The following is a 7317-nucleotide window of genomic DNA, read 5'->3' on the forward strand; positions in this document are numbered from 1 at the left end:
GGGGGTCACCCTGTTCGGCAGGGAGTACGCCGCGCCGCTGCTGACCGCGCCGATCGGGGTCCTGGAGCAGGTGCACGAGGAGGCGGAGCTCGCCGTGGCCGAGGCCGCCAACGCCGTGGGCGTGCCGATGGTGCTGTCCACGGCCGCCTCCACCCCGATGGAGCGAGTCGCCGAGGCGGTCGACTCCTGGTGGTACCAGTTGTACTGGCCCGGCGACGACGCGCTGGCCGAGTCGTTCGTGCGGCGGGCGACGGCCGCGGGGGCGGAGGCGGTCGTCGTCACCGCCGACACCAAGCGGCTGGGATGGCGGCCCCGCGACCTGGCGCTGGGCCACCTGCCGTTCCTGCGCAGCCAGGGCACGGCGAACTACTTCAGCGACCCGGAGTTCCGGTCCCGGCTCAAGGCCGACCCGGAGCCGGGCGGGGTGTTCACCGAGGCGGTGTTCCACTTCCTGGGCGCGTTCGCCAGCAGGTCCCTGAGCACCGACAACATCGCCCGCATCCGCCGGTGGACGGACCTGCCGGTGCTGGTCAAGGGCATCGTGCGCGGGGACGAGGCCGCCGACCTGGTGGCGGCGGGCGTGGACGGGATCGTGGTCAGCAACCACGGCGGCCGGCAGGTCGACAACGCCGTGGCGGCGCTGGACGCCCTGCCCGAGGTGGTGGACGCGGTCGGCGACCGCGCCGCGGTGCTGTTCGACTCGGGTGTGCGCTCGGGCGCCGACGTGGCCGTGGCGATGGCGCTGGGGGCCGAGGCGGTGCTGCTGGGGCGGCCGTGGGTGTACGGGCTGGCCGTGGGCGGCGCCGCGGGTGTGGAGCACGTGCTGCGCGCGACGCTGGCCGAGTTGCAGATCACCGCCGAGCTGATGGGCAAGGACGCGAAGGACCTGGACGGGAGCGACGTCGTGCGCCGCTGACGCGGACACGGAGCCGGTCCCGGAGACGCCGCGCGCCGCCGGGACCGGTCCGCTTCCTTCCGGTCGCGCTGTCAGCCCTTGACGGCTCCGGAGGTCAGGCCCGCCACGATCCTGCGTTGCAGGACCAGGGCGAAGATGATCAGCGGGACCGACACCAGGACCGACGCGGCCATGATCTGCCCGATCGGGTTCTCGTAGCCGACCCGCTGGAAGGTCGCCACGAAGACCGGGACCGTCTGCACGTTCAGGTCGTTCGGGGCGAAGGAGAAGGCCAGCAGGAACTCGTTGGTGGCGTACACGAAGGTCAGGATGGCCGCCGCTCCCACGCCCGGCGCCGCCAGCGGCGCCACCACGCGCAGGAAGGCCTGGAACGGGGTGGCCCCGTCCACCTTCGCCGACTCCTCGATCTCCTTGGGGATGCCCGCGAAGAACGTGGTGAGGATGAAGACGGCCAGCGGCAGGGTCAGCGCCACGTACGGGATGATCATGCCCGCGAAGGAGTTGAGCAGGTTGATCCCGGTCCACTCGTTGAGCTGCAGGTACATCTGGTAGAGCGGGTTGACCAGCGCCACCGGCGGGAACAGGGTCGCGACCAGGGTGGCGGCCAGGATCGCGAACTTGCCCGCCAGCGGCAGCCGGGCCAGGGCGTAGCCCGCCAGCGAGGCCACCGGGATGCAGATCAGCGTGGTCACCGTCGCCACGATCAGCGAGTTGCGCAGCGCGAACTGGAAGCCCTGGTTGAAGATCTCCCGGTAGTTGCTGAAGTCGAAGGGCCCCTGGAAGATGTTCGGATCGGTGATCGCCGCCGATCCCGTCCGCAGGCTGGTCATGCCCATCCACAGGAACGGGAACAGGCACCACAGCAGCACCACGGCCAGCCCGAGCAGCTTGAGGGTGTTGCCCACCGCCGGGTGGACGCGTCGGCGCGGCTTGTGCACCGGACCGCTCGGCCTCACCGTCTCGGCCGTCATCGCTTCTCCTTCCGCGGCGCCTCACCGATCATGTGGCGGCCCATCCGGCTGATGAAGGCCAGGCCGACGAGCATGACGATGACGAACGTGACCGTGGACAACGCGTTGGCGTAGCCCAGGTCCGGGTCCCGGACCAGGTAGCGCTGCGCGTAGACCGACAGGGTGGCCAGCGAGTTCGAGTAGCCGGTGAACACGTACGCGAAGTCGAACATGCGCAGGGCGTCCACCGTGCGGAACAGCAGGGCCACGACGATCGACGGGCGCAGCAGCGGCAGGGTGATGTTCCAGAAGCGCTGGAGCGCGTTGGCCCCGTCCACCCTGGCCGCCTCGTAGTAGTCCTTCGGGATGGTCTGGAGGCCCGCGAGCAGCAGCAGGGCCACGAACGGCGCGGTCTTCCACACGTCGGCGCTGATGATGCCGACCATCGACCAGAACGGGTCGCGCAGCCAGTTGATGTCCGTGCCGAGGACGGCGTTCACGAAGCCCGGGTTGGGGTCGAACATGAACCGCCACACCTGCGCGGCCACGGCGGTCGGGATGACCCACGGGATCAGGATGACCGCGCGGGTCAGGCCCCGGCCGAGGAAGGCCTGGTGCATGATCAGCGCGAAGGCCATCCCGACGAGGAACTCCAGCGACACCGACGCGACCGTGAACACCAGGGTGTTCCAGACGGCGTTGAAGAAGCCGGAGTCGGTCAGGACGCGGACGTAGTTGTCGACGCCGGTGAACTCCTGGCGGAACCCCCGGATCTCGTAGAGGCTCATCCCGATCGCGTAGAAGACCGGGAAGAGCGCGATCACGGCCATGAAGGCGAACGACGGGGCGAGGAAGATCCGCCCCATCGCACGCTCACCCAGGCCCCTGCTCACGCGGACTCTCTGGGTCGTCGCCATGTGACCTACTCTTGTTCGAGCGCGTCGTTGGCCGCCTGGTCCACCGCCTCCAGGGCCGTGCCGGACTCCTCCTGGCCCCGGAAGGCCGGGTGCAGGTTGTCCTGCACGGCCAGGGACAGCGAGTTGTAGCCGGGCACCGGCGGGCGGGCCTGGGCCTGGGCGAGGATGTCGCCGAGCATCTGGAAGTCGGGGTCGTCGGTGTTCTCGTAGGCGCTCGCCATGGTCGGCGGCAGGCTGTTCTGGAGCAGGATGTCCTGCGCCTCGGGGTCGGTGGCCGCCCACAGGACGAACTCGCGGGCCAGCTCCTTGCTGTCGCTCAGCGTGCTGACCGCGTTGTTGAGACCGCCCAGCGCGCTGGTGGTGCCCTCACCGGTGAATGTGGGCAGCGGGGCGACCGCGAAGTCGTCCGCGACCGCGCTCTCCTCGTCGCCCTCGCCCGCCAGGAGCGGGATGGCGTAGGGCCAGTTGCGCATGTAGACGGCCTCGCCCGCCTGGAACAGGGCGCGCGCGTCGTCCTCGACCATGGTGTCGAAGCCGTCGGCGTAGAACCCGCTCTCGTAGGCCTCGGTCATGAAGTCCAGGGCCGTGGTGGCGGCGTCGCCCTCCAGGAAGGTGCTCTGCTCCTGGGCTTCGTCGAACAGCTGGCCGCCCGCGGACCAGTACAGCTCCAGGAAGTTGACGACGAAGCCCTCGTACTGGTCGCCCTGGCCGACGTAGGCGGAGATGCCCTCCTCCTCGGCGGCCGCCATGCCGGTGTCGTAGAGCTCCTCCCAGGTCGTGGGGGGCTCCTCGACGAGGTCGGTGCGGTAGTAGAGGAACGCGCCGTTGGAGGAGTAGGGCAGCGCGAACAGCTCCTGCTGCCACTGGGAGCTGTCGACGGCGCCCTCCAGGCTGACGCCCTCGACCTCGCCGCGCAGGTCCTCCAGGCTCTCGACGTAGCCGTACTCGGCGAACTCACCGGTCCAGATGACGTCCAGGCCCAGGACGTCGAACTCCCCCGCCTGGTTCTGGAGGTCCTGGAACATGGCCTGGCGCTGCTCGTCGGCGGTGGGGGCCAGGAAGAAGATGTCGACCTGCTGGTCGGGGTTGTTCTCGTTCCACAGGCGCGCGACCTCCTCGTGGATCGCGCGGTCGGCCCCGGTGACCGCCCAGACGAACGCCGGGTCCTCGGCCAGGCCCGCGGTCTCGCCGCCCTCCCCCGCGGTCTCCTCCCCTGGGGGTTCGCCGCACGCGGTGGCCAGGGTGAGGCTCAGTGCGGCGAGCCCGGCAGCGCATGCGCGCACTGTGTACCCCTTCTGGTGTGAATGCACTGGCATGGCTCTCTCCTTACCGCGCCGGACGGGTCTCCGGGCGCGCGGCGTCGAGTGTGTGCTGGGACATCCCCCCGTGGTCGTGCGCAAACGATGCCATCGACTGTGTGATCTAGTCAACAGTGAACGCGTTTCGATATACATCATGCACGGAAAGGAAAGGCACGCCGTCCGAATGTCCTCGTGAAAACGTTGCCATAACCGGGGTCGCGCTCCTACCGTGGACGGCATGGCCAGCCAACCCGCGAGCATGCGGGACGTCGCCCATCGAGCGGGGGTCTCCCTCTCGACGGTCTCCCGTGTGCTGCGCGGGGCCCCCGGGGTCGCCCCGGAGGTGCGCCAGCGCGTCCAGCGGGCCGCGGACGAGCTGGCCTACGTGGTCTCGCGCAACGCCTCGGGCCTGGTCACCGGCCGCACCGGGCGGGTCGCGGTGGTCGTGCCCTTCCTCCAGCCGTGGTTCTTCGGGATGGTCCTGGCGGGGGTCAGCGACGCTCTTCGCGAGGCGGACCTGGACATGCTCGTCTACCAGGTCGGCGAGACGCGGGCCAGGGAGGGCTGGACGCGGGCGCTGCCGCTGCGGCGCAACACCGACGCCGTGGTCACCGTGTCCATGGACCTGTCCGAGGAGGAGTGCCACCGGCTCGATGACGTGGGCGTGCCCGTGGTGCTGGTCGGGCAGAGGGCACCCGATCGGGCCAGCGTGTACATCGACGACCGGGCAGGCGCCGCGGGGGCCACCCGGCACCTGCTCAACCTGGGGCACACGCGCGTGGCCTACATCGCCTCACGGTCCGAGGCCTGGTCCAGCGCCAGCTCGCGGCACCGGCTGGAGGGGTACGGAGCGGCCATGGCGGAGGCGGGGCTGACGCCGCGGAGCGTGGCCAAGGCCACCGGGCACACGGGCGGTGAGCTGGCCATGGGCGAGCTCTTGTCGGACCACGACCCGCCCACGGCCGTGCTGGCCGAGTTCGACGACCTCGCTCTGGGCGCGTACCGCACGCTGCGCCGCTCGGGCGTGCGCGTGCCGGAGTCGATCTCCCTCATGGGCTTCGACAACCACGACACCGCGGCGGTGATGGACCTGACCACCGTCGACCAGGCCCCCTACGACACCGGGCTGACCGCGGGTCGGCTCACCGTGGGCATCCTCGGCGGGACGGCCACGCGCCTCCAGGTGGAGATGCCCACCCAGCTCATCCTGAGGCAGTCCACCGCCGCGCCCCGGAGCACGCGCGGCCTGTTCTCCTGACCGATCCGGAGGAACCAGCATGCAGCAGTGGTGGCGCGACGCGGTCCTGTACCAGGTCTACCCGCGCAGCTTCGCCGACGCCGACGGGGACGGGACCGGCGACATCGCGGGGATCACCGCGCGCCTGGGCCACGTCGCCGACCTGGGCGCGGACGGGATCTGGCTGTCGCCGTTCTACACCTCGCCGTGGGCGGACGGCGGGTACGACGTGGCCGACTTCCGGGACGTGGACCCGCGCCTGGGCACCCTGGAGGACTTCGACGCGATGGTGGCCGCCGCGCACGCGCTGGGTCTGCGGGTGATGGTCGACATCGTGCCCAACCACACCTCCGAGGAGCACCCGTGGTTCCGGGAGGCGCTGGAGGCCGGCCCCGGGTCGCCCGAGCGGGAGCTGTACGTCTTCCGCGACGGGCGGGGCTCGGACGGCGAGCTGCCGCCGACCAACTGGCGTTCGACGTTCGGCGGTCCGGCGTGGACCCGCGTGGCGGACGGGCAGTGGTACCTGCACATGTTCGCGCCCGAGCAGCCGGACCTGAACTGGGACGACCCGCGGGTGCGCGAGGAGTTCCGCGGCATCCTGCGGTTCTGGAGCGGGCGCGGGGTGGACGGGTTCCGGATCGACGTGGCGTACGCGCTGGTCAAGGACCTGCGGGAGCCGTTGCGCGACCTGGTGCTGGTGGAGGGCGGCCGGTTCGAGGACATCGCGGCCAACCCGGACCACCCGTTCCTGGACCGGCCCGAGGTGCACGAGGTGTACCGGGACTGGCGGCGGGTGCTGGCGGAGTTCGACCCGCCCCGGGCCACGGTGGGCGAGGTGTGGCTGCCCGGTGAGCGGCGGGTGCTGTACACGCGCCCGGACGAGCTGGACCAGGCGTTCAACTTCGACTTCCTGAGGACCTCGTGGGACGCCGACGCCTACCGCGGCGTGATCGACTCCTCGATCGCCGACGCCGGGCAGGTCGGCACGGTGCCCACGTGGGTGATCGGCAACCACGACGTGGTGCGGCCGGTGTCGGTGCTGGGGCTGCCCCCGGGCACCGACCAGAAGGCGTGGCTGCTCTCCGACGGGCGCGACCCGGAGCCGGACCTGGAGCTGGGCACGCGGCGGGCACGGGCGCTGGCACTGCTGGAGCTGTCGCTGCCGGGGTCGGCGTACGTGTACCAGGGCGAGGAGCTGGGGCTGCCGGAGGTGGCGGACCTGCCCGCGCGGGCGCTGGAGGACCCGCGGTGGGTGCGCAGCGGGCACACCGACAAGGGGCGGGACGGGTGCCGGGTGCCGCTGCCGTGGACACGGGAAGGAGCGTCGTACGGGTTCGGCGGGGACACCCCGTGGCTGCCCCAGCCCCGAGGGTGGGGCCGGTGGTCGGTGCGGGCCCAGAACGACGACCCCGGGTCCGTGCTCTCCCTGTACCGCCGGGCTCTGGCACACCGCCGGGAGTTCTCCTCGGACGAGACTCTGAGCTGGGACGACACGCTGAACCGGGGGCCGGTGCTGGCCTACTGGCGGGGTGGGGACGTGCTGGTGCTGGTCAACACGGGCGAGGAGGCGGTGGAGCTGCCGCCGGGCCGGGTGCTGGTGGCCAGCGCGGAGCTGGACGGGCGGCTCCCGGGAAACGCGGCGGTGTGGCTGCGCCGCTGACCGGCGTGCTCCCGAGGCGAAGCCCCGCCTCGCGGGAGGACGTCCCCGCCGATCACCGCGGTCCCGACCACAAGGCACCTCGGGGAGTTCGGGGTCCAACGGAAAGCGCGACCACGATTTCCGAGGCGAGGGATCGCTCAGCAGAACCACAGGGGCCCAGAGGCGAAGCCCCACGTCACGGGAGAACACCCCACCGACCCCCGCGAACCCGACCACAGGGGGCACCTCCGGGCGAAGCCCGCGTTGCGAGGAAACACGCCCCACCCGGCCGATCAACGCGGCCTCAACCCCAGGGGCCCAGAGGCGAAGCCCCACGTTGTGGGAGAGCACCCCACC

Annotated in this window: 6 protein-coding genes; 3 read left to right on the top strand and 3 right to left on the bottom strand. The window is 71.3% G+C overall.

Going from position 1 to position 7317, the window contains the following annotated elements:
• The coding region (locus DQW06_RS10880) for an alpha-hydroxy-acid oxidizing protein (RefSeq protein WP_117198385.1) at window positions 1-916 on the top strand (916 nt) is incomplete at its 5' end.
• 71 nt (window positions 917-987) lie between these two features.
• On the opposite strand, the gene DQW06_RS10885 is transcribed toward DQW06_RS10880, so the two are convergent.
• From DQW06_RS10885 to DQW06_RS10895, 3 genes are read right to left on the bottom strand one after another with little or no spacing between them, the layout of a single operon-like run.
• Entirely contained in the window at window positions 988-1887 is a 900-nt protein-coding gene (locus DQW06_RS10885) for a carbohydrate ABC transporter permease (protein WP_013154366.1), read from the bottom strand.
• Window positions 1884-2732: a carbohydrate ABC transporter permease gene (locus tag DQW06_RS10890; RefSeq protein ID WP_019609619.1), complete on the bottom strand. Its 849-nt coding sequence runs from the start codon at window positions 2730-2732 to the stop codon at window positions 1884-1886. Before DQW06_RS10890 ends, DQW06_RS10885 begins: the two co-directional genes overlap by 4 nt.
• A 56-nt stretch (window positions 2733-2788) precedes the next feature.
• Window positions 2789-4099: an ABC transporter substrate-binding protein gene (locus DQW06_RS10895; protein WP_198662423.1), complete on the bottom strand. Its 1311-nt coding sequence runs from the start codon at window positions 4097-4099 to the stop codon at window positions 2789-2791.
• A 223-nt stretch (window positions 4100-4322) separates the two neighbouring features.
• On the opposite strand from DQW06_RS10895, the gene DQW06_RS10900 reads away from it, so the two are divergent.
• Together DQW06_RS10900 and DQW06_RS10905 are read left to right on the top strand one after the other, a co-directional pair.
• Entirely contained in the window at window positions 4323-5342 is a 1020-nt protein-coding gene (locus DQW06_RS10900) for a LacI family DNA-binding transcriptional regulator (protein ID WP_071622522.1), read from the top strand.
• 19 nt (window positions 5343-5361) lie between these two features.
• The gene (locus DQW06_RS10905; protein WP_013154369.1) at window positions 5362-6981 is read left to right on the top strand and encodes a glycoside hydrolase family 13 protein; all 1620 of its coding nucleotides are present in this window, start codon (window positions 5362-5364) and stop codon (window positions 6979-6981) included.
• Window positions 6982-7317: the final 336 nt, after the last annotated feature.

The sequence above is a fragment of the Nocardiopsis sp. TNDT3 genome (genome assembly GCF_003427465.1).
In the GTDB taxonomy this organism is placed as follows: domain Bacteria; phylum Actinomycetota; class Actinomycetes; order Streptosporangiales; family Streptosporangiaceae; genus Nocardiopsis; species Nocardiopsis dassonvillei.

Excerpts from the sequence above, each read along its gene's own strand:
- DQW06_RS10905 (WP_013154369.1), top strand. The coding sequence starts at position 5,362 with ATGCAGCAGTGGTGGCGCGACGCGGTCCTGTACCAGGTCTACCCGCGC.
- DQW06_RS10890 (WP_019609619.1), bottom strand. The coding sequence starts at position 2,732 with ATGGGGCGGATCTTCCTCGCCCCGTCGTTCGCCTTCATGGCCGTGATC.
- DQW06_RS10900 (WP_071622522.1), top strand. The coding sequence starts at position 4,323 with ATGGCCAGCCAACCCGCGAGCATGCGGGACGTCGCCCATCGAGCGGGG.
- DQW06_RS10895 (WP_198662423.1), bottom strand. The coding sequence starts at position 4,099 with ATGCCAGTGCATTCACACCAGAAGGGGTACACAGTGCGCGCATGCGCT.
- DQW06_RS10885 (WP_013154366.1), bottom strand. The coding sequence starts at position 1,887 with ATGACGGCCGAGACGGTGAGGCCGAGCGGTCCGGTGCACAAGCCGCGC.